This is a genomic window from Nitrospirota bacterium (assembly GCA_013388455.1).
Lineage (GTDB): Bacteria > Nitrospirota > Thermodesulfovibrionia > Thermodesulfovibrionales > SM23-35 > JACAFF01.
Map to the genome: position 1 here is coordinate 14216 of JACAFF010000023.1, position 24616 is coordinate 38831.

Consider the following 24616-nt stretch of genomic DNA (forward strand, 5'->3'; position numbering starts at 1 on the left):
GTATTACCCTTTCGGGGTTTGTAATGCTACACTTTAGGAATGCGTTAAGGAATTAGTGATGTTTACTTCATTAAGAAACAAAAATTGATAACAAAAAGTTTGATATTGTGTAAAAATATAACAAATTGATGCTGTCCAAAATATTTTTAATAACAGATTGGAGATTGAGCATTTTGATAGATTCTGCTTAAGCTATAAAAATGAACAAATCTGAAAAACAACAATTTGAAACCCTTTTGAAAAAAAGAGATTTTGATAGTCTTCTTTTTTTATATAAAAAAGATAGAAAGATTTGGCAGAAAATCCGCACGAGTCTTTATGCCATTGACGAGACAATAAGATGGCCTGCTATCGAAGCAGTTGGTTTTATAATGAAAAGTTGGTGGGAATCAGGGCATGAAGAAAAGGTGAGAAATTACATAAGAACCCTTTTCTGGTCAATTACAGATGAATCAGGAGGTATTGGCTGGAGCTCCCCTCAGACAATAGCAGAAATCATTTGCAATATACCAGAATTAATAGACCCTTACGGAAGTATGATGATAGCATATGCAATAGATGAGCCGCCCCTCATAAAAGGATGCCTCTGGGGGATTGGGCGATTGGGGGATAAAATAACTGATTCTGTTGATTTTTTTAAAGAAAAAATATTAATGGTCTTTCAAACTGATGATATTGAAATCTTTGGTCTTGCAGCATGGGCTATGGGAGAAGTTTGTTTTAAGCCAGCGCTACCCTTTCTGGAAAAATTAAAAGAAATAGAAACCCCTGTTAAGATTTATGTTAAGGGTGAATTCCGTGAAGAACCTTTATCATCATGGGTATATAGAGCGGTCGCTAAAATTGAGATAAAATAATAATTATAATTTTGCATTATCTAAATATAACCTTTTACAATCAAAACATCTAATCTTTTAATAAATAATCCTTACTTGACAAAAGAAAAATAGTTGTATATCATTATACACCTTTAACACCTTTCATTAATTAAAAAGGTTGCTTATCAACTAATGTTTTTTATTGTAAACGTAGAGGAAGGGGGTGAAGAGTAGTTCTAAAAGTTTACTTTTATTTGCCTGCATCTTACTAAAAACTCACCAGAAGGAGGTATAACATGGGAATCCCAGGACAAGAGAAGTTATGGGATAAAGAAGAGAAAGAGCATAGGAAATATGAAGATGTGCGAATTTTTACTGATGAGCAGTTGAAAAATTACACAGAAGACGAGCTAAAAAGCTTCAAGCCAAAACATGCTACCCCAATGTTAAATGAGCTGGAAAAAGGTCCGTGGCCAAGCTTTGTGAGTGATATTAAGAGAGAAGCATTACATAGGAGAAAACTCGGACAGGATAATTTGATGATACCTTTAGAGGTGTGTGAAGACTTACTTGGTGTAGTAGAGCTCTCTTATAAAGAAGGTGAAACACACTGGAAACATGGCGGTATTGTCGGTGTTCTTGGTTATGGAGGAGGCGTTATCGGTCGTTATTGTGACCAGCAAGAAAAATTCCCTGCGGTCGCTCATTTCCATACTGTCAGAATCAATCAGACAGGTGGTAAGTTTTACAATAGCGATTATTTAAGACTTGTTTGTGATATCTGTGAGTATCGGGGAAGCGGTATAATGAATTTACATGGTTCTACTGGTGACATGGTTATGCTTGGGACAACTACTGAACAATTAGAACCTATTTTCTTTGATTTAACCCACGATCTCGGATGTGATATAGGAGGTTCTGGTTCAAACCTTAGAACACCATCCGACTGCATAGGCCCTGCGAGATGTGAATTTGCATGTTACGATACACTCGACTTATGTTATGACATGACGATGACATTCCAGGATGAATTACACAGACCTGCATTTCCTTATAAATACAAATTTAAATTTGATGGATGTCCAAATTGTTGCGTTGCATCAGTTGCTCGCTCAGATACAGCTTTTATAGGAACCTGGAAGGACGATATACGGATTAATCAGGATGCTGTAAAAGCATATGTGGCTGGAGAAATCCCTCGCGATGGTGGTGGAATGGCTGGCGCAAATTGGGGTCCGTTTAACATTCAAGAAGAGGTAATTGATCTTTGTCCTACTCAGTGTATGCAATGGGATGGTAAAAAATTAACTATTAATAATGCAGAATGTAATCGGTGTATGCATTGCATCAATGTAATGCCAGAAGCACTAAGAGTTGGTAAGGATACAGGTTTGAGCATGCTTTTTGGAGCAAAGGCTCCTATTCTCGAAGGTGCTCAAATGGCTGTTTTGACGATTCCATTCATTTATGCCAAAAGCCCATATGATAGTATTAAAGAAGTTCAAAGAAAGGTCTTTGACTGGTGGATTGAAGAAGGTAAAAACAGAGAGCGTCTTGGTGAGTTAATACAGCGTATGGGATTAAAGACATTTATCGAAGTTATAGGAATTCCGGCAATGCCACAAATGGTCAAAGAACCTCGTTCAAACCCATATGTTTTCTTTAAGGAGGAGGAAGTCCCCGGTGGATGGAAGAGAGATATTAACGATTATAGAAGCAGACATCCAAGATAATTATAAAGGAGGGATATTATGTCGAAAGGTAGATTAGGATATTACAATCCCCAAAAGCCACAAGAAGGCAGGATTACTGATATTGGTCCAGCACATTACAAACAATTAATGCCACCTGTTTTAAGAAAGAATTATGGAAAGTGGGTTTCTCACAGAATATTAGAGCCTGGCTTACTGATGCATGTATCTGAAACAGGAGATAAAGCATATACAGTGAGAGCGGGGGCTCCAAGAGTAATGTCAGTTGAGCATGTTCGTGAAATCTGTGACATAGCAGATAAATATACAGGTGGATATGTAAGATGGACAACAAGAAATAACATAGAATTTATAACTGATAGTGAAGATAAAGCTCGAGCATTAAAGAAAGAATTGGATAGCAGAAAGCACGTCGGAGGCTCTTTTAAATTCCCAACAGGTGGCACAGGGAATTCTATAACAAACATTGTTCATACTCAAGGCTGGGTTCATTGCCATACTCCAGCAACTGATGCTTCTGGTCTCGTAAAATCTGTTGCTGATGCCCTATTTGAGGATTTTAAAACCATGAGACTGCCAGCAAAACTAAGGGTTTCTATGGCATGTTGTCTAAATATGTGCGGTGCAGTCCACTGTTCTGATATAGCCCTTTTAGGGTATCACAGAAAACCACCAGCAATTGACCACGATGTTCTTATGAAAGTGTGTGAGATCCCACTTGTTGTTGCAGCATGTCCTCTTTATGCAATTAAGCCAATTACACTGGAAGATGGGAAAACTAAAAGCGTTCAGGTTAATGTTGAGAAATGTATGTATTGTGGTAATTGCTATACTATGTGTATGGCATTGCCACTTGCTGACAAAGCGGGTGACGGTGTAGCTATACTTGCGGGTGGTAAGATTTCTAACCGTATTAGCATGCCTAAATTCTCAAAGGTGGTTGTGCCTTGGTTACCTAATAATATGCCTCGCTGGCCTGAAGTGGTTGAAACAGTGAAAAAGATTGTAGAAGCTTATGCAAAAGATGCAAGGAAATATGAAAGACTCGGCGATTGGGCAGAAAGGATTGGTTGGGAAAGGTTCTTTGAAAAGACAGGGTTGGAATTCTCATGGCATATACTTGACGATTATCGGTTAGCATATGATACTTTCAGAACTTCGACTCAATTTAAGTATACAGACCATGCATGGGCTGTATCTAAAGCAGTAAGTGGCATATAGTTGATATTACAGTGTCTAAATATATATAATTTTGTTAGACACAATAGGAGAAAGAGGAGACAATAGTATGGGAAGAGAAGAAGACATTAGACAGGCCATTCTTGATTACGGTTCAAAAGGAGCAAAAAGCAAGTTTTATTTTAAAGATATGCTTGCTGGGGTGAAAAAAGTTATCCCTGACACTGGAGCTTCTGAAGTCAAGAATGTAGCTTCAAAAATGGTAGCCGAAGGTGTATTGGAGTATTTCTCTACTGGAAGTTCAACTATGTATGGAGTAAAAGGTAGAGGGGTATCTCCTGAAAAAGCTGGTGACACTGGCGGCTAAATAAAAGCAAATAAAAATTTTATTTTTAAGTTAAATCATACGGGTAGCTTTAAAGGCTATCCGTATGATTTTTTCTGTTTTTACACAGATTATTTTCTGGGTGTTATTATAAATTATGGAAGATCCAAAAGATATAGAGCGATTTATTTATGAACAGAAGATGAGATTGGCCGAAAAGCCAGAGTGTGCTACTTCTCTTTATAACCTTGGAGTTGCATATATGGTTCAGGGCGACTTCGATAAGGCGATTGAAGCATTTGAAGAATCTATTGATGTGGGTGTTAGGATGTTTGAGGCTTATGTGAATCTTGGATATATTTATTTCAAAGAAGGGGATCTTGAGAAGGTTGTTAAAGCTAATCTACGTGCTATTGAGATAGAACCTCGTTATGCAAGGGGATATTCAAATCTCGGGTTTGCATATCTTCAGATGGGTAAAACAGATAAGGCTATAGAAGCACTGGAAAAAGCATTAGAATTAAATCCTGAAATAGTCCAGGCAATGTGTAATCTTGCAAATGCATATTTGCAGAAAGGTGATATTGAAAAGAGTCTTACAATAAATAAAAAAATGATTGAGCTTGCACCGAATTTTGCACTCGGGCATAATAATCTTGCTAATGTATTTTACTTAATGGGAGAATTTGATAAAGCAGTCGAACATTGTAAGAAAGCCCAATCCCTGGGTTTTGAGGTTCATCCTGATTTGCTTAAGCTTCTTGAGCCGTACAGAAAAAGAACAAAGAAACAGATAGTCGATAGTAAGAATAACAAAAAGAAAATTTCAGCTAAGAATAAAGAGAAGTTAAAGAAAATTAAACATAAAGAATGATTGAAGAGCTTTTTTCGCAGTATACTGCATTAGCACGAAAAGCAGAGATCCTTTTTAAAACAATTCAAGAAAAATATCCTGATAGTGTTCGCTGTCGAATACGTTGCAGTGGTTGTTGTTATGCAATTTTTGGTTTATTCCCTGTCGAGGCTGCTTATATTAATATGCATTTCAACCGTCTTGAAAGAAAGAAAAGGAGAGATATACTCAGACGGGCTGAGAAGGCAGAGGTTGAAATGCTCAAAGCAAAAGAGACCCTTAAAATTTTCGATCAAGATCAAAAAATGAAGGTTTATGGACTGGGAAAACAAAAAGTGAGATGCCCTTTCCTAAGCGACAGAGATGAGTGTGTTTTTTACGAAAAACGGCCTATTATCTGTCGTGTTTATGGAGTGCCATATAGTGTTGAAAAAGATAAAAAGGAACATTCTTATGTCTGCGGACTTTCTGCATTTGAAGAAAAAGCTTCATATCCGACCGTTAAACTTAACAGAATATATGATCAGCTATGCAAACTTTCACAGGATCTTCTTGTCGAAGGAAAAACCCTCCATCCTGAAAGAAAAGCAACCCTTATGATTCCCCTCGCAAGAGTTCTCAGGATGTCCTTTGAAGACATAGTCAAAGGGAATTTCGAAGAGTAGAATAAATATTTCCTATGTGTTGTTTTAAATTTTGATTGATAATTGGAAAGTCCTTTGTCTGTTCATATTGTTTGACAAGCGGATTTATTATTTTTATGAGTTCCTTTTTGCTGAAAGATTTCAATAATTGAATAAATTCTTCTGTTGAATGAAAGTAATTCCTGAAATCTGTTTTTAAATTAAGCCCCTGAAAAAAACCTTTGATTGTTGCATCAACGCAGAAATCATCTGCCCATACTATTTTATTCAAACCATCTATTTTATCAATCCGCATTTGAATGGAGAGAAAAAGGAGAAAATAAACAAGAGCTATTTTAGGATTAGATATCCTCTGATCATCAAAGCCCATAAAAGATTGGTAGCCACGTGCTGTTGTCAATCGGACATCTATTTTCTTGTCCAAAAATCCCTCTATCTTTACTACAAAATCACCTGCTGCATGATGCCATGGAAAAATCAATCTGAAACTCTCAATATCATAGTAGAGAGTTAAAATCATTGCAGCTTGTCGGTAAATTTCAAAAGCTTCTTCATTTGTAAGAAAGCGATTTCCTTTGCCATATTCCCAGAGTTTTAATCTTTTCTTGCCATCCTTTGTGTTTGAGATATGAAATTCATGATAGCCCTCAAACCATTCTTCGAGGAGAAATACCATAGAATTTAGTTCATCTATATAATAAGGTTTTGGAATGTATGGTAAATTGAATTTATTATGAAGCATTTTGAGTATACAAAATTCATCCATCAGTGCATGTTTGCCTTTTTCAGTAATAGCGACATTCAATCCAAATTTGATTCTCTTCCCATCGACCAGTAGTTCGATACTTGCAGGATGATAAAGAGCACCATGTTTTTCAGCGCGAATGACAATTTCTCTCGGATAGTCGATACTTGTCTGGATTTGGAGATTTTCTTTGATTGCCTGAAAAAGGGGTATGCAATTTTCTTTTGTAAGAAAATCAGTGATAGCAGAAAAATAAACCCTATAGGAGGTTTTTAGAGGGTCTTTTTCCAGAGGAAAGTCAAGTTTATTAATGTCTGCAGGAATATCCCCAGTTGGTGATGCAACAAGATACCGTATCACTGTTTTTTTCATTGATTGATTTTTTTGATTGCTTCTTTTGCTAACTCACCAACTGTTATTTCTTTCATTTCTCCATCAAGCCAAATGTATATTTTATTATTATCGTTTTCAAGATTTTTCAGTTTGTCTAATACATCATTAAATCCAATGCTTCCCAGTGCCCAGGCAGCATATCCACGAAGAAAAGCATCAGTATCATCAAGAAAAGACGAAAGAATACGAAAGGCAAATTTGGTCAGGTCGGGTTTTGTTGTCGCAATTTTTCCGATAGCCCATGTGGTTTCCCTTTTCAGATTTTGTTGAGCTATAAAAGAAGCAAGAGGCTTGACGAATTCTCCGAAAAGGTTAGGATTTTTACTTATAATAGTGCCAATAGTTTCCAAAGAACCCCATGCTGAAGCGCCTGGATATGATGCGTTCTGTAAGAGATTATTTATTAGTTTGCTAATTATATCAGGCCGTTTCTCTGCTACTCTCGCACTAACATCGCCAAGAATGTCAATTATATACCAGCGTGCATGTTCATCTGGTGTATAAAGCATTCGCTGTAACTCATTGATTACTCTTGAATCCTCTTCTGCAAGAGATAAAAGTTCTACAAGATTATTCTCTGAAACATATTGACGAACTTTTTCTTTAGAGAATTTATCTGAACGCAGTTTGTTTTTCTTTATGGGAGTTGTATACTTTAGTTTTTCTTTTACTTTCTCCTCTGTAGCTTCATGAAACTCTCCAAATAGTTTTACGAAAACAAGCGAACCTCGAACATACCGATCATTGAATATTTTGTCAGGTAAAACACGATGAGTAATAATATCATAATTCCCTATTACAGCATCTGTATAATCATCCCCGTAAGAAAGAGAGAAGGCTAAATAGTCATCTTCATTGCAAGCAAAGAGGAGTGCTTCAATAAATGCAGCTCCCAGATTATGTCCTGTCACATCATATGCATATACAGCACCGCAATGTGTGCAAGCTCCTATAGGGAACTCTATTACTTTTCGTTTAGGTAATTCTCTTGGTTGTTCGATTAGGTAATAACAAAAAGGACAGCGAGGTTCTTCAGATTTAGTTGCCATTAAGTTCTCCTTATTTTTTAATCAATTGGTCCTTCAAAGATTTAGTGTAGATAATTCATTATAATAAAACTCTTAGAAGGATAATTTATGATATTATAAGTCATTGTTCTAAATTTTTTTTGAAAAGGAGGGAAACCCATGCCCATATATGAATTCAGGTGTATTGGTTGCGGACATATCTTTGAGCTTTTAAAATTGAAAAAGGAGGATGGAAAGTCAGGAATGAAGTGCCCAAAGTGTGGCTGTGAGGAAGTGGAAAGAGTTTTGAGTACGATAAATGTAGGAACATCAAGTAGTGGCAGAAAAGCAAAACAGACAATTAAAAGTTGTGGTGGTGGTAGCTGTGCCACCTTTGAAATCCCGGGCCCAAAGAGATGATTCAATATCCGAGGCTTATAATATCAGGCCTCGGTGGAGATAATGGCAAGACAGCCATTAGCACAGGTTTATGTCGTTTATGGCATAAAGAGTCAAAGAAAGTCATTCCTTTTAAAAAAGGTCCTGACTACATTGATATGGCCTGGTTGAGTTATGCCGCAAAACATCCCTGTTATAATCTCGATCTTTTTTTAATGAGTAAAGATGATGTTAAATTCTCTTTCAGCCATTATGCAAAAAATTCAGATATTTCGGTTATTGAAGGAAATCGCGGTCTTTACGACGGAATGGATGAAGCTGGGAGTGTGAGTACTGCTGAAATAGCCAAGCTACTTCATTCACCTGTCATTATTGTTGTAGATTGCACGAAGGTTACAAGGACTGTAGCTGCACTAATACTCGGATGTAAGATGTTAGATCCGGATGTTTCCATAAAAGGAGTAATTCTCAATAAATTAGCCGGACACCGGCATGAATCAATTATCCGTAAGAGTATAGAATTTAATTGTGGTCTATCAGTTTGTGGAGCAATCCCGCGTTTGACGAATATAATATTTCCTGGAAGGCACCTTGGTTTGGTGCCGCCTCAGGAACACCCGGAGGCTGAAGAGGCGATTGAAAATGCTGCATCTATAGCTAAGAAATACCTTGACCTGGAGAAATTGTGGGAGATCGCCCACGATGCACACCCATTATTAGTCAATAGTCAACGGTTATTAAAACAGTCAATTGTCAATAGTCATTCGTTATTGGTAAAGCACAGTGACAAGTTTCAGGTCGCCAATGACCAACTCAGGGTTGGCGTTATCAGGGATTCAGCGTTTCAATTTTATTATCAGGAAAATCTTGATGCCTTAAAAAAAGAAGGGGTGGAACTTATTGAGTTCAGCTCGTTAACAGATGACCTCCCATCTGATATTGATGCACTATATATTGGTGGTGGCTTCCCTGAAACACATGCAGAGCAGTTGTCTTCCAATGTAAAATTAAGACACGCAATCAAAATAGCTGCTGAGGAAGGATTACCAATCTATGCTGAATGTGGAGGACTGATTTATCTTAGCGAAAAGTTAATCTATGGAGGTAAATCATATGATATGACAGGTGTTTTACCTATCGTTATGGGAGTAAGCAAGAAACCTGCGGGGCATGGTTATACAGTGATAGAAGTAGAATCACCCAATCCATTTTTTAAAATTGGACTTATTCTTCATGGGCATGAGTTCCATTATTCGCACGTCCTAAACCTGGAGGAAATCAGTCAGATAGAAAAGGGATACAATGTGGAACTCGAAAGTGGAATGCAGATGGGATTATCGACTCTAAAGGATAGTATTTATTTTGCATTTAAAATGAATAAAGGCGTGGGGATAATGAATAGAAAAGATGGACTTTGTTATAAGAATGTGCTTGCGACTTACACACATTTACATGCACTTGGAGCAAAAGAGTGGGTAGAGGCAATGATACAAGTTGCACTCGTAAACAAAAAAACAAGCAATTAATATATTATATAAAATCAGAAATTGATATTGACTTTTATTAATAGCTGGTGTAGTTTAGAACAATGTTTTTAAAAACATTGTAGATATAAATTATCATTCTGAAAAGTTTAATTTTAAAAAGATTTATTTTTAAATAAAATTTTTTTATTTGACCATGATTATATCTTTGTATTACTTTTTATAACCCGTTTCATTATTAATTTTATTATATTGTAATAAAAATTTTACCATGCTAATATATCGATGCTCGAAATTGATGGGAGAAATCTTCTATCAAAAAACTTAAATTTAAATAAACAAAGGAGGTAGTCAGATGCCGTATTTGGAATTTGAAGGAAAACAGTATGAGATTGATGAGGATGGTTATTTACAGGACTGGCAGGCTTGGCAGCCTGGGATAGCAGAATTAATGGCAAAAGAAGATGGGATTACCCTTACGCAAGAACACTGGGAAATCATTAATTTCTTAAGAGATTACTTTGTAAAGTTCCAGATTGCTCCAATGATTAAAATACTTGTTAAAGAAATTGGTAAGGTTATGGGTCCCGAGAAAGGTAATACTAAATATCTGTATCAGCTTTTCCCAGCTGGACCTGCAAAGCAGGCTTGTAGATATGCTGGACTCCCTAAACCAACTGGTTGTGTGTAATTTATATATTTATTTTTAAATTATTTAAGAGCAAGAAGTAAGTATGTTCTTGCTTCTTGCTCAAGAATTTTCAATTTTATTGCTTAATTGATAGAGCTGTAGAAAATAAATTTATTACGTAGAGATATAAATTTAAAAACCAAAAGGAGATCTGCATACTATATTATGAGTCTGAGAGACCTCCTCGCAGAAAAGAGAACATCTGTTATAAAAAAATGGTTTGACTTAATCATTGATAATTTTCCATCTGATTCTTCTAATTTCCTTAAAAATCAAAAAGATCGTTTTCTAAATCCATTAGGGCATACAATTTCTGAAAACATTCAAGGTCTTTTTGATGAACTTATTCATGATACCGAATCTGAGAAGATTTTTCTCTATCTTAATGACATTATGAAAATCAACGCCGTTCAGGATTTTTCTCCATCAAAAGCTGTCTCAATTATTTACCTGTTAAAACAAGTTATTAAGGATGAATTGGATGATATAGAAAAAAATAAATTCTCAGAAGACTTAAAGTTTCTTGAAACAAAAATTGACAATCTCACCTTTCTGTCTTTTGATATTTACATGAAATTTAAAGAAAGGATTTTTGATCTCAGAGTTAATGAAATAAGGAACATGACATTCGGGCTTTTAAAAAGAGCTAATCTAATTTCTGAGATAGAAGATTGCGAATCAGATATTAAAGTAGAAACAGTATTAACTCGAAACATAAAGGGGTAAGAAAAATGGGAATTTTATTTTCGTTCTTCGCAGTTATAGCTCTCATTGTGATAGTATTCATAGGAGTTAAAGGAGCCGGTCTACATTACTTTTTCGTTGTTATTATTCCCTATGCAGCTTTCTTAACATTCGTTATCGGGGTTATCTATCGTGTTATCAAATGGGGACGAATACCTGTGCCTTTTCGTATACCAACGACTGCAGGACAAGAAAAATCGTTCCCATGGATAAAACAAAATAAAATTGATAACCCCTCAAGTTCGCTCGGTGTAATCATAAGAATGGCGTTTGAGGTGCTCCTTTTCCGTTCTCTTTTCAGGAATATGAGAACTGAATTAAGAGATGGACCTAAACTTTCTTATGCATCTACCAAATGGCTCTGGTTAGGTGGTTTAGCCTTTCACTGGACTTTTTTTATAATACTAACAAGGCATCTAAGGTTATTTTTTGAGCCAGTGCCTTTTTTCGTTGAAATTTTAGAATCTCTTGATGGTTTTTTCCAGGTAGGTGCTCCAGTGCTCTATGTAACGGATATAATATTTCTTGGTGCTGTAACGTTCCTTTTCCTTAGAAGGGTAATAATCCCTCAAGTCCGTTATATCTCACTTGCGTCTGATTATTTCCCCATTTTTCTGATATTTTCAATAGGTCTTACAGGAGTTCTTATGCGGTATTTCCTTAAAACAGATGTTGTAGGCATCAAGCAAATTACAATGGGGCTAATTACATTCAAGCCTGTTGTTCCAGAAGGCATAGGTATTATCTTCTATATTCATCTTTTCCTTGTAAGTGCATTGTTTGCTTATTTTCCTATGAGCAAGTTAATGCATATGGCAGGTGTGTTTTTAAGTCCTACGAGAAATTTGGCTAACAACAACCGTGAGGTAATGCATGTAAATCCATGGAATTACCCTGTAAAAGTTCATACATATGAAGAATATGAAGATGATTATAGAGAATTTATGAAACAGGCTGGATTACCAGTAGAAAAGGAGTAGAATTATGGCAATACAAAAACCTGAAGAACTTTCAAAGATCAATTATAAGCCACCAAAGACAGCATGGTTTGATACACCGACTGAGATTAAAAAAGGTTTTTTCTGCTGGGGTAACAAAGAAAAAAGCCTTAAAGCAGTTGGATTCCCTAATATAAGGCAATGGTCGGTAGCTGATGAAGACTGGAAACTTCCTGAAAACTGGAAAGAGATATTTATCGAAGGTTTAAGGGAAAGGGTCAACAAGTATCGCTCTTTTAGACTTTTTTTAGATATCTGCGTGAGATGTGGTGCATGTGCTGATAAGTGCCATTTCTTTATAGGAGGTGGTGACCCTAAAAATATGCCTGTTCTCAGAGCAGAGCTTCTCAGGTCAATCTACAGAAAATACTGCACGACATCTGGAAAGATTATGGGTAAAATTGCCGGTGCAAGAGACCTTAATGTTAATGTGCTCAAAGAATTGTGGTATTATGCATACCAGTGCACTGAATGTCGCAGATGTTCTCTTTTCTGCCCTTATGGAATTGATACTGCTGAAATTACCATTTTAGCAAGGGAATTATTGAATCTTCTCGGATTAAATATTGAATGGATTGCCGGTCCCGTAGCAAACTGTTATATGACAGGAAATCATATGGGACTTCTTCCCCATACAATTATGGATATTGTTAATGAATTTAAAGAATCAATTTATCAAGTTACAGGGATAAATGTTGATCCATCATACAATAGAAAGGGAGCAGAAATTCTTTTTGTGCATCCTTCTGGTGAATATTTTGATCCAAATGGGAATATTACTTTTCTGGGGTACTTAATGTTATTCCATGAGCTTGGGCTTGATATAACTTTAAGCACTTATTGTTCAGAAGGAGGAAACTTCGGTTTCTTCACATCTAATGAGATGGCAAAAAGACTCCATTCAAAGATATATGCAGAGGCAAAAAGGTTGAAAGTGAAATGGATACTCGGCGGAGAATGTGGACATATGTGGAGGGTATGGCATCAATATCATAATACATGGTTTGGACCTATTGACTTTCTTGAAGAGCCTGTTTCACCAATAACAGGCACTAAATTTGAGAATGCAAAATCAAACAAGATAGTTCATATCACTGAATTTACTGCTGATCTTATAAAGCATGGTAAACTTAATCTGGACCCAAGTAGGAATGACAACTATATTGTGACATTTCATGACTCCTGCAATCCTGCAAGAGCAATGGGACTGCTTGAAGAACCTCGGTATATTATTAAAAATATATGCAATCATTTCTATGAGATGCCACCTCAAACTATAAGGGAAAATACTTTCTGTTGTGGGTCTGGCTCAGGATTGAACGCATCAGAAAATATGGAGCTCAGATTGAGAGGTGCTTTACCAAGGGCAAATGCACTGAAACACGTTAATGAAAAATTTGGGGTAAACACTCTGGCAAATATATGTCAGATTGACAGGGCTACTTTACAAACACTGGTGGATTATTGGGTTCCTGGAGTAGCTGTACGTGGAGTCCATGAAATGGTTGGTAATGCTCTTGTCATGAAGGGAGAAAAAGAAAGGACAACCGATTTACGAGGTGACCCACTTCCAGGAAAGGAGGGTGGATAAATGTATAACGGAGGGAAAATAATAATTGGACTTTTAATATTTGTTGGGTTGGTGATAACGCCTTTTCTCTTTAGCGGTGAAAAGGCAACTGCTAAACCAGACCCAAAAGTTAATACTCCAGAAATTCTGAAATTGCCTGAAAGCGAGAGAAAATGTATAGAATCTAAAGAATATATGAGAAGCGAACACATGAAATTGCTTAATCAATGGAGGGATTGGGTAGTGCGTGATGCGAATGCACTTTACACAAGTACCACTGGTAAGCAATATAAAATGAGTCTTCAAAATACATGTATGAAATGCCACTCAAATAAAAAGGATTTTTGTGACCAGTGTCATAATTATACAGCCGTAAAACCTTATTGCTGGGATTGTCATATAGAGCCGAAGGAGGAGAGCTAACTATGAGTACTAGCAGAAGACAATTCTTAAAGATGATAGGTGCCTCTGCCGTAATAGGATTAGGAGGTATATCTGCATTTGAAATTTTACAGCCAGGACAATTTGAAGCATCACAACTCTCGAAAAACCCAGAAGCTTTAGTTGGGAAAAGATGGGGTATGGTTATAGATATGAAAAAGTTGGATAACGAGACGATGCAAAAGTGTATAGACGCCTGCCATCGTATTCACAATGTCCCTAATATAGACAATCCAAAAGAAGAAATTAAATGGATATGGCCAGAGACTTTTGAGCACGCCTTTCCTGGCATGGAAAGCAAATATATGTCAGAAGAAATTGAACATATGCAATTTTTAGTTCTTTGCAATCAATGTGATAATCCTCCCTGCGTTAGGGTATGCCCGACAAAGGCTACATTTAAGAGAGCAGATGGGATTGTTATGATGGACATGCACCGTTGTATTGGATGCAGGTTCTGCATGGCTGCCTGTCCATTTGGAGCAAGGAGTTTTAACTGGAGAAATCCAAGGCCTTTTATCAAAGAAGAAAATAGGGAGTATCCAACAAGGATGAAAGGCGTTGTTGAGAAGTGCACTCTTTGTTATGAGAGGCTTGCAAAAGGGCTTAAACCTGCATGCGTAGAAGAATCAAATGGTGCTTTGATCTTTGGAGACCTGGATGACCCTAATTCGGAGATAAGGAAGGTTCTTCGTGAGCATTACACTATCCGGCGTAAATCCGAACTTGGAACAGAGCCCAGTATTTATTACATAATTTAGGAGGGAATATTTATGCTTGAATTAGCTATAAAAGGAAGTCGAAGATACTGGAGTTGGGTAATCTTTTTACTGGCTATTATAAGTACTGGCGTAATTTCATACCTTTACCAGTTTCGAGTTGGTCTTGGAATAACAGGCATGAGCAGGGATGTCTCATGGGGACTTTATATAGGTCAATTTACTTACCTTGTAGGTGTTGCAGCCTCAGCAGTTACAATAGTCCTGCCTTATTATCTCCATAATTACAAGAAATATGGAAGAATTGCTATATTGGGTGAATTTGTTGCGGTCCCCAGCGTAATTATGTGTATGCTCTTTATTTTTGTTGATCTTGGTCAGCCACTCCGGGTTCTGAATGTTTTACTCCATCCAACTCCTAACTCGGTCATGTTCTTTGATATGATTGTTCTTAGCGGTTATCTTTTTCTTAATATTTTATGTGGCTGGTATGTATTGGGAGCAGAACGGAAGGGAGTACCGCCAGCGGCTTGGATAAAGCCATTCATAATTATTGCAATATGCTGGGCACCCTCTATTCATATTGTTACAGCATTTCTCTATCAAGGTCTACCTGGAAGGCATTATTGGTTGACCGCTATTATGGCTGCTAAGTTTCTTTCCTCAGCATTTGCATCCGGTCCATCACTTCTGATAATAATATCTTTAATTTTAAGAAAATTTACCAGATTTGATGCAGGCTGGGATGCCATACAGACAATGGCGAAAACAGCCGCTTACTTTTTAATAGCAACTATAGCCTTTTATTTATTTGAGGTTTTTACTGCATTCTACAGCAATATACCAGGTCATATGCATCCCATTAAGTATCTTTTTGTCGGTATTCATGGGCACACAAAACTTGTACCTGTAATGTGGACATGTACTCTTCTCTTAGCAATTGCACTTCCAATATTGATTATTCCTAAGGCAAGAAAGAATGAGAAAGCATTAGGTTTTGCTGCTGTAGCAACATTTATAGCTTTATGGTTAGAGAAAGGTATCAGCCTTGTTGTGGGCGGATTTGTGCCTAATCCGTTTGAAAAGGTTGTTGAGTACTGGCCTACGTTGCCTGAAGTTTTAATTGCCCTCGGCGTATGGGGAATTGGATTTTTTATACTTACCATACTTTATAAGGTAGCTATTTCTGTCAAAGAAGAAGTTATTTTCGATAAGTATGGAGAAAGGCAGATAAGAGCAGAATAGAAGTTGAATAGATTTTTGAAATATTGGCAAGGAGGTGAAAGAGAGTGGGAGTTATTCCAGTAGTGGATTTAAGTAAATGTGAAGGCTGTGAGGAATGTGTCAATAATTGTCCTGTTGGAGTTTTCCAGATGAAAGATGGAAAATCAGATCCTTATCAGGCTGATTTGTGCGAAGGTTGTGAAACATGTGTCAGTGTTTGTACCACTGGTGCTATAACTCTTAAAGAGCAATAGAGATTTTCTTAAAATAAAAAGGGGATACTCTCGAGAAGGTAAAGTATCCCTTTTTTATTTTTTAGGATATTTTTTGGAGCAACCTTTGTGAATATTATTAGATGTTGAATATTTATTATGATATGAGCAGTATTTGCAATATGGTTTCCTGTCATTGTTTTTTTCAGAAACAAATCAGAGTCAGGTTTTTAGTATATAAAGTTCCCAGCAACCTTTATCTTCTATTCTTACAATTTCAAGTTGATAACCATGTTTTTCACAGTATCTTGGAATGGTATCTTCAATCATTGTTGTGGAATCACAGAGTATCTTAAGAATCGCACCAGCTGGTAATTTTTCCATCTCTTTTTTAGTCAGTACTATTGGATATGGACATACCTGCCCAAGGAGGTCAAGTGTTGTTGCTGGTATCTTTGATTTCAGATCAGTCATCCTATATAATCTCCTTTTTTCAATTAAATTAGATGAAAATGAGATATGATAAGTTTAAATTTGCTTAAAATTTATAACTGTTTTTTAAACTGATGTCAATACATTTTTTCTTAAATGAATGAATTCAGAGATATTAACATAGATATATAGATATCAAAATCTTTATAAAGTAGAGTCTAACTATTTTTTAAATTTACAAGGAGTAAAGTAATGAGATGCATTTTTTGTGAAATTGCAGAAAAGAAAAAGCCTGCAAGAATTTTATATGAAGATGAATATGTTATTGCCTTCGATGACATTAATCCTCAAGCACCGGTTCATGTCCTTGTGATTCCGAAAAAACATATACCGACAACACTTCACATACAGGAAGAAGATAGCTATCTTGTTGCACATATTTTCAAAATTGCAAACAAGATAGCTCGTGATAAGAAAATTGATGGACGTGGATTCCGACTTGTCATGAACTGCAATTTAGAAGCAGGGCAGACAGTTTATCATCTTCATATGCATTTACTCGGAGGGAGATTGATGCATTGGCCACCTGGATAGAAATGCCAATTTAAGAAACACCTATTTTACTCTTGCAGATTGTGGAGAATTCAATTGCTTCCTTTGACTCCGGAAACTTTTGAAAGCACTTTAATGCTTCTTCATATTTTTTTAAATTCATATATGTGATACCGAGACACATAGTTAAAGACTCGCTTTGAGGAAAATATTTTATTCCTTCAGAAAGTATTCTGGAAGATTCCATAAAATTTCCTTTCTTTTGCCAGATTATCCCTAATCCAAGATAAGCTCTGTGGTTTGGATAATATAACAATGATCTCTCATAAAGCTTTTGAGCAATTTTTTCTTTTTGTGGTATTGCTTCAATTGTCGCATAATCTCCGTGGCTGAAAGTCATTGCCAGCCTTGATAGAAAATCAGCATGGTGTTCATAAAGATCTTTCAGATCTAAGAGCTGGATTGCATCTGTAAACTCTGGAAGATGATTGTAATAATAGGTTCTGAGCTTCTTACCAAAAGAAAGTATCACGTCTTTCGATAATCGAGGGTCTGTTTCAAAATACATAATATCTTCTATCCTTTGCAACCAGATATCATCTCCTATTTTCATTCTTCGTTTAAAGTCATCATATAATGCTGTGCCTGGAAATATATCAAGAATATAAAATATTGTACTAAGAGGCTTAATCTCGTGAATTAAATTTAAAGACTCCTCTATGGTTTCCCAGCTTTCTCCTGGTGAACCATAAATAAAATAGGCACGGGCAAGAATTCCGAATTTTGTGGTTAAATCAAAAGCGTTTTTGATATCCTCTGTTCGTATATTTTTATTCAAAACTTTTCTAATTTTTTCAGAGCCACTTTCTACACCGTAGCTGATTTGAACGCAGCCTGCCTTTCTCATCCAGTAGAGAATCTCTTCATTTATAAAATTAACCCGTGAGATTGCAAACCAGTTGATTTTCAGGTCTTTCTCAATAATTCTTTTACAGATCTGAATAACCCGATCTTTTCTCATGGTAAATGTATCATCTGAAAAATAAAAGAACGTAATCCCTCTTTGATAGAGTAAATCTATCTGCTTTATAAAATATTCTGGAGAGTGAAATCTGACTTTGTGTCCCCAGAACTTGGGAGAGCCGCAGAATGTGCAGTTGGAAGGACATCCTCGCGAAGAAGAGAGGTGTTGAAAATCAAAATATTTCGCAGGCATGGGAATTTGATCAATGTCCTGTATCATATCCGCATCAAGTGTCTTGGTTACTTTTTTACCTTCACGATATGCGATTCCTTTTATTTGATGGATACCTTCTAAATCTTTACTTTCGAGACACTTAATCAGATTGAGAAAACTTATTTCTCCCTCACCGAGAACAGCATAATCAATTTCTTTAAAATTTGTAAGCAGATGCTTCCAGAGAAAAGTTGTTCCAATTCCACCAAATACAATTTTTACATCAGGAAGAATTTGTTTTGCAATTCTACTAATATCTATCCCCCCCCAACGGTTAGCATTAACAATAGAAAATCCTATAACATCAGGTTTTTTCTCTTTGAGGGTTTCTTCTATTTTATGAGGTGCTTTATGAATATTGTGCCAGTTTAGTATTTCTACATCGTATGAATTTTCTTTTAAAACTGCGCCAATGTAATATAAACCGATTGGTATAATTCCAACATCCTCTGCGTGAATTCTTTCATCAAGAAAATAAGGATAAATAAGGAGTATTTTCAAAAAATTACCTCATCATTTCTTTTAAGAGAGGGTTAAATAACTTTAACTTAAATATTTTAACAGGTTGATACACATTGATATTAAAACAGGATCGAACCCCTAAATTTTATGGTGCCGAAGGCGGGATTTGAACCCGCATGGGTTACCCCACACGCCCCTCAAACGTGCGTGTCTACCAGATTCCACCACTTCGGCATAGAATATGCTACAATAAAAAACAGATAGGTTTCAAGAGATTGTAATTATTTTAGAGGATTATATTACTTGAAATAAAATATGATATTTGCAAAAATATTAATCAATTGATAAATATGGAGTATTTATTATTTTGAAAATTTCCTTTGATGCAAATCTGAATATTATAAAACTTGAAGGTGCATTGGTATCCCTTCACTGTCATCATTATAATTGTGGCTTGCTTAAGGCACTTGAAGATATGAAAGTTGTTGAAGCGAAGGATATTCTTATCCAGGCATCAGCAGAAGAATTTAATCTAAATTTTTCAGAATATATAAAAAAATACTTGATAAATAAGACAGTAAGCGAAATATTAGATACAGCAGAAGATTTATATCGCTTTATGGGTTTAGGTAGAATCTATCTTGCAGAATTGAATGAAAATGGTGGATTTGCATATGCTGATTCCTCATATTATGTTGTTGGATGGTTAGCAAAATATGGAAGGCGTAATACGCCGGTTTGTTATCTGACGTGTGGTTTTTTAAAGGGAATTCTTTCAGCGATCTATTCAAGGCCAGTTAATGATTATAAGGTTATTGAGAAACATTGTATGATAACAGGACACAAACAGTGTGAATTTTCTGTCTCGGTGAATGAATAATGGCTATAGATATCAAGAGAGTTATTGAGATTGCATCACGTTTGCCAGTAGAGAGTAATGAAAAGGGTATTATGGCAGCCTTTGGCGTATATGCTGCATTGAATTACAATGAATTTTATTTTAAAGTCGTTTCTCGACTTATACAGCATGTAGATATTGAAACAGCTCAGCTCGTCCAGAGGAAATTATATGATGCGGTGCTTGAATGCGGATATCATACCTTTCATGGGGTGCGAACATCTATGCACTGGAGAGAATATATCTTTCCAATGATTAAATCTTCTGAGGATGAAGTGCATGCTCTTGTGGCTTATACGAATATTTTTGGTATTGGTTACATCGAGATTGAAGAACTGCTGCCTGGAGAGAAATTAGTTACTATTGTAAAAAATGCTTACGACCCAGGACGCTATTTGGAAGAATATGGCCCCCAGCCTTATAGCCGTTGTTATATGTTTAGTGCTTGTACTGCTTCGTATATGGATCTTGTTTACGGGCTACCTTATCCTAAAGGGATGGGAACATTTATTGCAAATGAGGTTTCATGCCGTTCTAAGGGAGATTATATATGCAAATTTATTGCTGAACTTAAAGGCAGGGAATGACTTATTTAGATACAGATATAAGAAAATTAACAGGGTGGCCAAAAGAATTAGGTGCAACAGATATTCTTCTTTCAATGCCTGATGCAATATTTCTTACAGATTCTCAGATGAGAATTGTTTTTTTTAATCTGGCTGCAGAAAAAATCACAGAATTTAGATCATTTGAAGCTCAGGGGATGTATTGCAAGGATGTGCTAAAAACCAGTATTTGTGAGACTGAATGTGTTGTAAAGCGAGCTCTTGACGCGGACCAGAATATTTTCAATATTGAAACCACTATTACGACGGCGAATGGGAAAACAATTCCTGCTCTTGTAAGTGCTTCGTTGATTAAGAATAAAGAAGGACGGATTATAGGATATCTATATTCCTTCCGTGATATATCACTTTTAAAAAAGATTATGACAGATCTTGAAATTTCCCGTATGGAATTAACTGAGAGAAATGTTGAGCTTCATGAAGCTCTTAAGGAGCTTAAATTAACCCATGAGCAACTATTACAAGCGCAGAAAATGGAGGCTCTGGGTACACTTGCTGGAGGGGTTGCCCATGATTTTAATAATATTTTGACCGGCATTCTTGGATTTGCATCTCTTGCAAAAACAGAAATTTCCACAAGTAGTCCTGTTTATAAATATATGGAGCATATCGAAAAATCAGTAATACGTGCATCAGAGCTTACTTCCAAAATTCTGACATTTGCACGCCGAAGTTTCTTTGAAATCAAGACTGTCGATCTCAACAGGTTAATTATTGATATATCACAAATTTTAGAGCGGACCACAAAACGTAGTATTAATATTAAAAATGATCTAACATCTTTTTTGTGTTATGTTGACATAGATGAATCAAAAATGGAACAGGCAATTATGAATATTTGTATAAATGCAATTGAAGCTATGCCTGATGGTGGCACATTAACAATTAAGACAGAAGTGATTAATCCTGAATTTAACATATTCAATGATTATTTTCACCAATCTCAGCAACAAGAATATGTAAAGCTTTCTATTATCGACAATGGAATCGGGATGGATGAAGAAACGCGCAGTAGAATATTTGATCCTTTCTTTACTACAAAAGGTAAAACCGGCGGAACAGGACTCGGCCTCGCAATGGTGTACGGAATAATTAAGGAATTCAATGGACATATAGAAGTTGAAAGCAAAATAGGATTTGGTACTCAGTTTCATTGTTTTTTGCCACTTTCTAAGGAGTGTAAACAGAGATTAATTTCCATTGATAAGGAAGTTGCCATAGACATCCCTAAAGGAGCTGGAGAGACGATTCTCCTTGTAGACGATGATAAGATGATACTTGAAATGGGAAACAATATTCTGAAACACCTTAGATATAAAGTATTATTAGCAGAAGATGGATTAACTGCATTAGAGCTATATAAAGAAAAACAGAAAGAAATCGACGTCGTAGTCCTTGATTTAATAATGCCGAAATTGAGCGGGAAAGAGGTTTTCGACAGAATACGACTAATAGATCCATATGCGAAGATTATTTTTTCGACTGGATATGCTAAAGAGGAAATGTTACAGCCACTTTCAGATAGACAGGCAAATGGATTTTTAAAAAAGCCTTATAAAATAAAAGAGATGGCAGAGTGTATACAGCATGTTATAAAAATGAAACGTGGGGATACAACTCGTAATTTATGAAATAAGGTCTTTATTGATTTTGATTTTCATCTGTCTTTTTAAACCTGCTATATATGACTCTATTACTTTATCCTTTTCTTCATTAAAGGCTGTTTGTCTAAGCATCATAGATAGTTGAGCATTTTCTGAAGCTTGTGGTATATCGATATCAAGATTGGGCATTTCTACAGAAAGTTCTATAAAACGTTTCATCTTTGTTAAAACGAGCTCCTGACGTTTTGAGGCTTCAAAGATCTCGGGGGTTATTCTGTTGAGTCTGAGTCTATTTGCATATATGTCTTTATCAAATACACCATTTTTGAGAAATGCTGGTTCACTTTCAATGGCCTCACGCAACTCTTGGTCGCTTACCGTAATACCGACTTCTTTTGAAACTAAAAGGAGTATGCGTTCATTAATCATGGAATCAAGAACCTTATCTCTAAGGTTTAGTTTTTTTTCCATTTCTTCATCTAACTTATCCTTATAAATTTCTTTGTAAAAGCGATAGACATTATCATAAGTTCGCCAGTAGTCTTCAGTAGTAATTTTATAGTTTCCAATCTCTGCAATAATCTCGATGCTATTTGTCTTATCTACTGTACCCACACCCCAGAATATGAAAGTTATTATTACGATGAAAAATAGAAAATAGAAATATCTTGCATGTTTCCGCATTATCTTGAGCATTTACTAATACCTCCCTGAAAAATAATCTTTGAGGATGTCTCTATGGTCAAAAGCAATTTGATCTGGCAGATTGTCTTTATTAAAAACGCCGACCTCTTTTGCATCGTCACCAGCCTTTGTTTCACCTTCTGCTTTTGCAATAAAAACTGTAGAAATAGTATGAGTTCGTGGATCTCTTGTTGGTTCTGAATATGTGTGGAACTGGCGGATCAATTTAACATTAAGTCCAGTCTCTTCTTTTGCTTCTCTAATAGCTGCACCCTCAAGGCTTTCACCATAATCTACAAAACCACCTGGAAGTGCCCATCCTTCAGGTGGATTTTTTCTTTTTATTAAAATGATCCCCTCATCCATCTCTATGATAAGGTCTACAGTGGGAATAGGATTTTTAATAGCACCCCTATTCTTCAAATCCTATCTCTATCTCTTTTTCAGGAATTATTGTTGATATAGCATGCTTATAAATAAGTGAATAAGTATTTTCCTTTAGAAGAATTACGAAATTATCGAATCCTTTGATAATACCCTTTAATCTAACTCCATTAGTAAGATAAACAACGACAGAAGTCCTCTGCTTTCTGAGCAGATTTAGATATGTATCTTGCAGATTCAATGTCTTTATATTATTTGTCATAATTTATTATTACCTTTAGTATAATCTAAGTATTTTTTTTTGACAAATAAATATTCTTTCTCTATCTGCTTTTCTCTATTGATGTCTGATTCTGAAGGGACAAACCTTGCGAAAATTACAGTTCATCTACATATCATCAACTTTTCTGGAGATGATCCAAATATTTTTTTAGTAAACCATAAACAATCAAATATGCTTTGTAGTTATCATATATTCCTGTTATATCTGCCCAGTGAATTGCTTCTTCTTTTTTAAACCATGTAAATTGCCTTTTTGCATATCTCTTCGTTCCTTTTTTAATAATTCTGACAGCTTCAGCATGCGTAATATTCCCATGAAGATACATAGCTATCTCTTTGTACCCAATTGCCTGCATTGAGGGAAACTGTGAAACATTTTCAGACATAGCATTTTCTATCAATTTTGTTACAGTCTTTACTTCTTCTATAAGTCCTGCCTTAAACATATTGTCAACCCTGTTTTCAATCAGACTGTAAAGTTCTTTCCTATCCCTTGTAATACCGATCTTGATGAAGTCGTATGGGAGTGGTTTGGTGAATTTTTCTTGCATATCTGAAATTCCTGTGTTGCTTTGGATACAGACCTCCAATGCCCTTATAATCCTACGTGTGTCTTTAGGCGTTATTTTTACTGCAGCCATTGGGTCTAATTCTTTCAGGTATTTATAAAGAGATCCTTCTTCTTCTTTTTCCAGAGAGAGAAGATTTTCTCTCAGAGTCCAGTCAGCAGATGGACCGCTAAAGATGCCCCTTGTCATTGCTTTGATATAAAGACCTGTTCCACCGACGATAATGGGTATTTTCCCATTTCGGTGAATTGATTCGATTATCGGTACAACCATTGAAATATATTTTCCTGTACTGAAAGACTCCCACGGCTCAACAATATCAATCATGTGATGTTTAATCATAGTCCTTTCTTCCGGAGATGGCTTGGCTGTTCCAATATCCATGTGCCTATAAATCTGCATTGAATCGGCACTGATAATTTCGGTATTCAGTGCTTTCGCAAGTAGAATCGAAACACCTGTCTTTCCAACAGCGGTCGGGCCAAGTAGGATGATAACTTTATTCATTTCTCTGTCAGTCAAGATTTTTTGGAATGCTTGAAGGTTTATTAAAAGGAGGTTTTGTCTGCTCATCTGCCATCTTCAAGAACAAGAGATAGGTCAACTGCTCTACATAATCGCCATGGCTTACTCCGTCATCACGTAGGACATTGCAGTAATTCCATAGGCGTTGTTCAATAGCTGAAGATTCATTAGCCATGCTTAACTCCTTTTAGCTGAATTTGAGT

Annotated in this window: 29 protein-coding genes and 1 tRNA gene; 20 read left to right on the forward strand and 10 right to left on the reverse strand. The window is 36.0% G+C overall.

Annotated features, from left to right (window positions below; all coding sequences use genetic code 11):
* The first annotated feature begins 200 nt into the window (after positions 1-200).
* The 6 genes from HXY53_05735 to HXY53_05760 all read left to right on the forward strand — a co-directional run bounded on the left by HXY53_05735 (position 201) and on the right by HXY53_05760 (position 5552).
* Positions 201-857, forward strand: a complete 657-nt coding sequence (locus tag HXY53_05735; GenBank protein ID NWF76059.1) for a hypothetical protein — start codon at positions 201-203, stop codon at positions 855-857.
* 257 nt (positions 858-1114) lie between these two features.
* Positions 1115-2551 (forward strand): dissimilatory-type sulfite reductase subunit alpha, encoded by a 1437-nt coding sequence (dsrA, locus tag HXY53_05740; protein ID NWF76060.1) that lies wholly within the window; start codon positions 1115-1117, stop codon positions 2549-2551.
* A gap of 18 nt (positions 2552-2569) precedes the next feature.
* Complete coding sequence (gene dsrB, locus HXY53_05745) at positions 2570-3751, forward strand: dissimilatory-type sulfite reductase subunit beta (protein ID NWF76061.1); 1182 nt, start codon at positions 2570-2572, stop codon at positions 3749-3751.
* Positions 3752-3818: 67 nt separating this feature from the next.
* Positions 3819-4076: a sulfite reductase gene (locus tag HXY53_05750; GenBank protein NWF76062.1), complete on the forward strand. Its 258-nt coding sequence runs from the start codon at positions 3819-3821 to the stop codon at positions 4074-4076.
* 115 nt (positions 4077-4191) lie between these two features.
* Entirely contained in the window at positions 4192-4908 is a 717-nt protein-coding gene (locus HXY53_05755) for a tetratricopeptide repeat protein (protein ID NWF76063.1), read from the forward strand.
* Positions 4905-5552 carry a YkgJ family cysteine cluster protein gene (locus HXY53_05760; GenBank protein NWF76064.1) on the forward strand — a complete coding sequence of 216 codons (648 nt, stop codon included), beginning with the start codon at positions 4905-4907 and terminating at the stop codon, positions 5550-5552. The genes HXY53_05755 and HXY53_05760 overlap by 4 nt, the downstream gene beginning before the upstream one ends.
* Here the strand turns inward: HXY53_05760 and HXY53_05765 are convergent.
* Positions 5530-6648 (reverse strand): hypothetical protein, encoded by a 1119-nt coding sequence (locus HXY53_05765; GenBank protein NWF76065.1) that lies wholly within the window; start codon positions 6646-6648, stop codon positions 5530-5532. The two genes, HXY53_05760 and HXY53_05765, sit on opposite strands and share 23 nt — an antisense overlap.
* The gene (locus HXY53_05770) at positions 6645-7718 is read right to left on the reverse strand and encodes a hypothetical protein (GenBank protein ID NWF76066.1); all 1074 of its coding nucleotides are present in this window, start codon (positions 7716-7718) and stop codon (positions 6645-6647) included. Before HXY53_05770 ends, HXY53_05765 begins: the two co-directional genes overlap by 4 nt.
* A 138-nt stretch (positions 7719-7856) precedes the next feature.
* Here HXY53_05770 and HXY53_05775 point away from each other — a divergent pair, with 138 nt between their 5' ends.
* From HXY53_05775 to HXY53_05820, 10 genes are all read left to right on the forward strand, one after another.
* A complete protein-coding gene (locus HXY53_05775; protein ID NWF76067.1) occupies positions 7857-8096 on the forward strand; it encodes a zinc ribbon domain-containing protein in 240 nt (79 codons plus the stop codon).
* Positions 8093-9601, forward strand: coding sequence for a cobyrinate a,c-diamide synthase (locus HXY53_05780; protein ID NWF76068.1), 1509 nt, complete (start codon positions 8093-8095; stop codon positions 9599-9601). Before HXY53_05775 ends, HXY53_05780 begins: the two co-directional genes overlap by 4 nt.
* Positions 9602-9914: 313 nt before the next feature.
* A complete protein-coding gene (locus HXY53_05785) occupies positions 9915-10250 on the forward strand; it encodes a TusE/DsrC/DsvC family sulfur relay protein (protein ID NWF76069.1) in 336 nt (111 codons plus the stop codon).
* Between the two features lie 165 nt (positions 10251-10415).
* The gene (locus HXY53_05790) at positions 10416-10976 is read left to right on the forward strand and encodes an RsbRD N-terminal domain-containing protein (GenBank protein ID NWF76070.1); all 561 of its coding nucleotides are present in this window, start codon (positions 10416-10418) and stop codon (positions 10974-10976) included.
* A gap of 5 nt (positions 10977-10981) precedes the next feature.
* A complete protein-coding gene (gene dsrM, locus HXY53_05795) occupies positions 10982-11974 on the forward strand; it encodes a sulfate reduction electron transfer complex DsrMKJOP subunit DsrM (GenBank protein NWF76071.1) in 993 nt (330 codons plus the stop codon).
* Between the two features lie 4 nt (positions 11975-11978).
* Positions 11979-13583 carry a (Fe-S)-binding protein gene (locus HXY53_05800; protein NWF76072.1) on the forward strand — a complete coding sequence of 535 codons (1605 nt, stop codon included), beginning with the start codon at positions 11979-11981 and terminating at the stop codon, positions 13581-13583.
* On the forward strand, positions 13584-13985 hold the full coding sequence (gene dsrJ / locus HXY53_05805) for a sulfate reduction electron transfer complex DsrMKJOP subunit DsrJ (GenBank protein ID NWF76073.1): 402 nt from the start codon (positions 13584-13586) through the stop codon (positions 13983-13985).
* A 2-nt stretch (positions 13986-13987) separates the two neighbouring features.
* A complete protein-coding gene (locus tag HXY53_05810; protein ID NWF76074.1) occupies positions 13988-14764 on the forward strand; it encodes a 4Fe-4S dicluster domain-containing protein in 777 nt (258 codons plus the stop codon).
* 12 nt (positions 14765-14776) lie between these two features.
* A complete protein-coding gene (nrfD, locus tag HXY53_05815) occupies positions 14777-15967 on the forward strand; it encodes a polysulfide reductase NrfD (GenBank protein NWF76075.1) in 1191 nt (396 codons plus the stop codon).
* Positions 15968-16011: 44 nt separating this feature from the next.
* The gene (locus HXY53_05820; protein ID NWF76076.1) at positions 16012-16200 is read left to right on the forward strand and encodes a 4Fe-4S binding protein; all 189 of its coding nucleotides are present in this window, start codon (positions 16012-16014) and stop codon (positions 16198-16200) included.
* 180 nt (positions 16201-16380) lie between these two features.
* Here HXY53_05820 and HXY53_05825 read toward each other — a convergent pair whose 3' ends face one another.
* Positions 16381-16632: a sulfurtransferase TusA family protein gene (locus HXY53_05825; protein NWF76077.1), complete on the reverse strand. Its 252-nt coding sequence runs from the start codon at positions 16630-16632 to the stop codon at positions 16381-16383.
* Positions 16633-16842: 210 nt separating this feature from the next.
* On the opposite strand from HXY53_05825, the gene HXY53_05830 reads away from it, so the two are divergent.
* Positions 16843-17184 (forward strand): histidine triad nucleotide-binding protein, encoded by a 342-nt coding sequence (locus tag HXY53_05830; protein NWF76078.1) that lies wholly within the window; start codon positions 16843-16845, stop codon positions 17182-17184.
* Between the two features lie 10 nt (positions 17185-17194).
* On the opposite strand, the gene HXY53_05835 is transcribed toward HXY53_05830, so the two are convergent.
* Positions 17195-18880 carry a radical SAM protein gene (locus tag HXY53_05835; GenBank protein NWF76079.1) on the reverse strand — a complete coding sequence of 562 codons (1686 nt, stop codon included), beginning with the start codon at positions 18878-18880 and terminating at the stop codon, positions 17195-17197.
* Positions 18881-18989: 109 nt separating this feature from the next.
* Positions 18990-19075: transfer RNA gene (locus HXY53_05840), tRNA-Leu, on the reverse strand.
* A gap of 133 nt (positions 19076-19208) precedes the next feature.
* On the opposite strand from HXY53_05840, the gene HXY53_05845 reads away from it, so the two are divergent.
* Genes HXY53_05845 through HXY53_05855 form a run of 3 tightly spaced genes read left to right on the forward strand, consistent with a single transcriptional unit; the run spans position 19209 to position 21996 of the window.
* The gene (locus tag HXY53_05845) at positions 19209-19721 is read left to right on the forward strand and encodes a hypothetical protein (GenBank protein NWF76080.1); all 513 of its coding nucleotides are present in this window, start codon (positions 19209-19211) and stop codon (positions 19719-19721) included.
* Positions 19721-20326 (forward strand): hypothetical protein, encoded by a 606-nt coding sequence (locus HXY53_05850; protein ID NWF76081.1) that lies wholly within the window; start codon positions 19721-19723, stop codon positions 20324-20326. The genes HXY53_05845 and HXY53_05850 overlap by 1 nt, the downstream gene beginning before the upstream one ends.
* Entirely contained in the window at positions 20323-21996 is a 1674-nt protein-coding gene (locus HXY53_05855) for a response regulator (protein ID NWF76082.1), read from the forward strand. The genes HXY53_05850 and HXY53_05855 overlap by 4 nt, the downstream gene beginning before the upstream one ends.
* Here the strand turns inward: HXY53_05855 and HXY53_05860 are convergent.
* From HXY53_05860 to HXY53_05880, 5 genes are all read right to left on the reverse strand, one after another.
* The gene (locus HXY53_05860) at positions 21991-22665 is read right to left on the reverse strand and encodes a SurA N-terminal domain-containing protein (GenBank protein ID NWF76083.1); all 675 of its coding nucleotides are present in this window, start codon (positions 22663-22665) and stop codon (positions 21991-21993) included. The genes HXY53_05855 and HXY53_05860 overlap by 6 nt on opposite strands.
* A gap of 3 nt (positions 22666-22668) precedes the next feature.
* Positions 22669-23019: an NUDIX hydrolase gene (locus HXY53_05865; GenBank protein NWF76084.1), complete on the reverse strand. Its 351-nt coding sequence runs from the start codon at positions 23017-23019 to the stop codon at positions 22669-22671.
* 46 nt (positions 23020-23065) lie between these two features.
* The gene (gene hfq / locus HXY53_05870; protein NWF76085.1) at positions 23066-23299 is read right to left on the reverse strand and encodes an RNA chaperone Hfq; all 234 of its coding nucleotides are present in this window, start codon (positions 23297-23299) and stop codon (positions 23066-23068) included.
* Positions 23300-23435: 136 nt separating this feature from the next.
* The gene (gene miaA / locus HXY53_05875) at positions 23436-24395 is read right to left on the reverse strand and encodes a tRNA (adenosine(37)-N6)-dimethylallyltransferase MiaA (GenBank protein ID NWF76086.1); all 960 of its coding nucleotides are present in this window, start codon (positions 24393-24395) and stop codon (positions 23436-23438) included.
* A gap of 7 nt (positions 24396-24402) precedes the next feature.
* On the reverse strand, positions 24403-24588 hold the full coding sequence (locus HXY53_05880) for a type I restriction-modification system subunit M N-terminal domain-containing protein (GenBank protein ID NWF76087.1): 186 nt from the start codon (positions 24586-24588) through the stop codon (positions 24403-24405).
* Between the last annotated feature and the right edge of the window lie 28 nt (positions 24589-24616).

Excerpts from the sequence above, each read along its gene's own strand:
- HXY53_05735 (NWF76059.1), top strand. The coding sequence starts at position 201 with ATGAACAAATCTGAAAAACAACAATTTGAAACCCTTTTGAAAAAAAGA.
- dsrA (NWF76060.1), top strand. The coding sequence starts at position 1,115 with ATGGGAATCCCAGGACAAGAGAAGTTATGGGATAAAGAAGAGAAAGAG.
- dsrB (NWF76061.1), top strand. The coding sequence starts at position 2,570 with ATGTCGAAAGGTAGATTAGGATATTACAATCCCCAAAAGCCACAAGAA.
- HXY53_05750 (NWF76062.1), top strand. The coding sequence starts at position 3,819 with ATGGGAAGAGAAGAAGACATTAGACAGGCCATTCTTGATTACGGTTCA.
- HXY53_05755 (NWF76063.1), top strand. The coding sequence starts at position 4,192 with ATGGAAGATCCAAAAGATATAGAGCGATTTATTTATGAACAGAAGATG.
- HXY53_05760 (NWF76064.1), top strand. The coding sequence starts at position 4,905 with ATGATTGAAGAGCTTTTTTCGCAGTATACTGCATTAGCACGAAAAGCA.
- HXY53_05765 (NWF76065.1), bottom strand. The coding sequence starts at position 6,648 with ATGAAAAAAACAGTGATACGGTATCTTGTTGCATCACCAACTGGGGAT.
- HXY53_05770 (NWF76066.1), bottom strand. The coding sequence starts at position 7,718 with ATGGCAACTAAATCTGAAGAACCTCGCTGTCCTTTTTGTTATTACCTA.
- HXY53_05775 (NWF76067.1), top strand. The coding sequence starts at position 7,857 with ATGCCCATATATGAATTCAGGTGTATTGGTTGCGGACATATCTTTGAG.
- HXY53_05780 (NWF76068.1), top strand. The coding sequence starts at position 8,093 with ATGATTCAATATCCGAGGCTTATAATATCAGGCCTCGGTGGAGATAAT.
- HXY53_05785 (NWF76069.1), top strand. The coding sequence starts at position 9,915 with ATGCCGTATTTGGAATTTGAAGGAAAACAGTATGAGATTGATGAGGAT.
- HXY53_05790 (NWF76070.1), top strand. The coding sequence starts at position 10,416 with ATGAGTCTGAGAGACCTCCTCGCAGAAAAGAGAACATCTGTTATAAAA.
- dsrM (NWF76071.1), top strand. The coding sequence starts at position 10,982 with ATGGGAATTTTATTTTCGTTCTTCGCAGTTATAGCTCTCATTGTGATA.
- HXY53_05800 (NWF76072.1), top strand. The coding sequence starts at position 11,979 with ATGGCAATACAAAAACCTGAAGAACTTTCAAAGATCAATTATAAGCCA.
- dsrJ (NWF76073.1), top strand. The coding sequence starts at position 13,584 with ATGTATAACGGAGGGAAAATAATAATTGGACTTTTAATATTTGTTGGG.
- HXY53_05810 (NWF76074.1), top strand. The coding sequence starts at position 13,988 with ATGAGTACTAGCAGAAGACAATTCTTAAAGATGATAGGTGCCTCTGCC.
- nrfD (NWF76075.1), top strand. The coding sequence starts at position 14,777 with ATGCTTGAATTAGCTATAAAAGGAAGTCGAAGATACTGGAGTTGGGTA.
- HXY53_05825 (NWF76077.1), bottom strand. The coding sequence starts at position 16,632 with ATGACTGATCTGAAATCAAAGATACCAGCAACAACACTTGACCTCCTT.
- HXY53_05830 (NWF76078.1), top strand. The coding sequence starts at position 16,843 with ATGAGATGCATTTTTTGTGAAATTGCAGAAAAGAAAAAGCCTGCAAGA.
- HXY53_05850 (NWF76081.1), top strand. The coding sequence starts at position 19,721 with ATGGCTATAGATATCAAGAGAGTTATTGAGATTGCATCACGTTTGCCA.
- HXY53_05855 (NWF76082.1), top strand. The coding sequence starts at position 20,323 with ATGACTTATTTAGATACAGATATAAGAAAATTAACAGGGTGGCCAAAA.
- HXY53_05860 (NWF76083.1), bottom strand. The coding sequence starts at position 22,665 with ATGCTCAAGATAATGCGGAAACATGCAAGATATTTCTATTTTCTATTT.
- HXY53_05865 (NWF76084.1), bottom strand. The coding sequence starts at position 23,019 with ATGGATGAGGGGATCATTTTAATAAAAAGAAAAAATCCACCTGAAGGA.
- hfq (NWF76085.1), bottom strand. The coding sequence starts at position 23,299 with ATGACAAATAATATAAAGACATTGAATCTGCAAGATACATATCTAAAT.
- miaA (NWF76086.1), bottom strand. The coding sequence starts at position 24,395 with ATGAATAAAGTTATCATCCTACTTGGCCCGACCGCTGTTGGAAAGACA.
- HXY53_05880 (NWF76087.1), bottom strand. The coding sequence starts at position 24,588 with ATGGCTAATGAATCTTCAGCTATTGAACAACGCCTATGGAATTACTGC.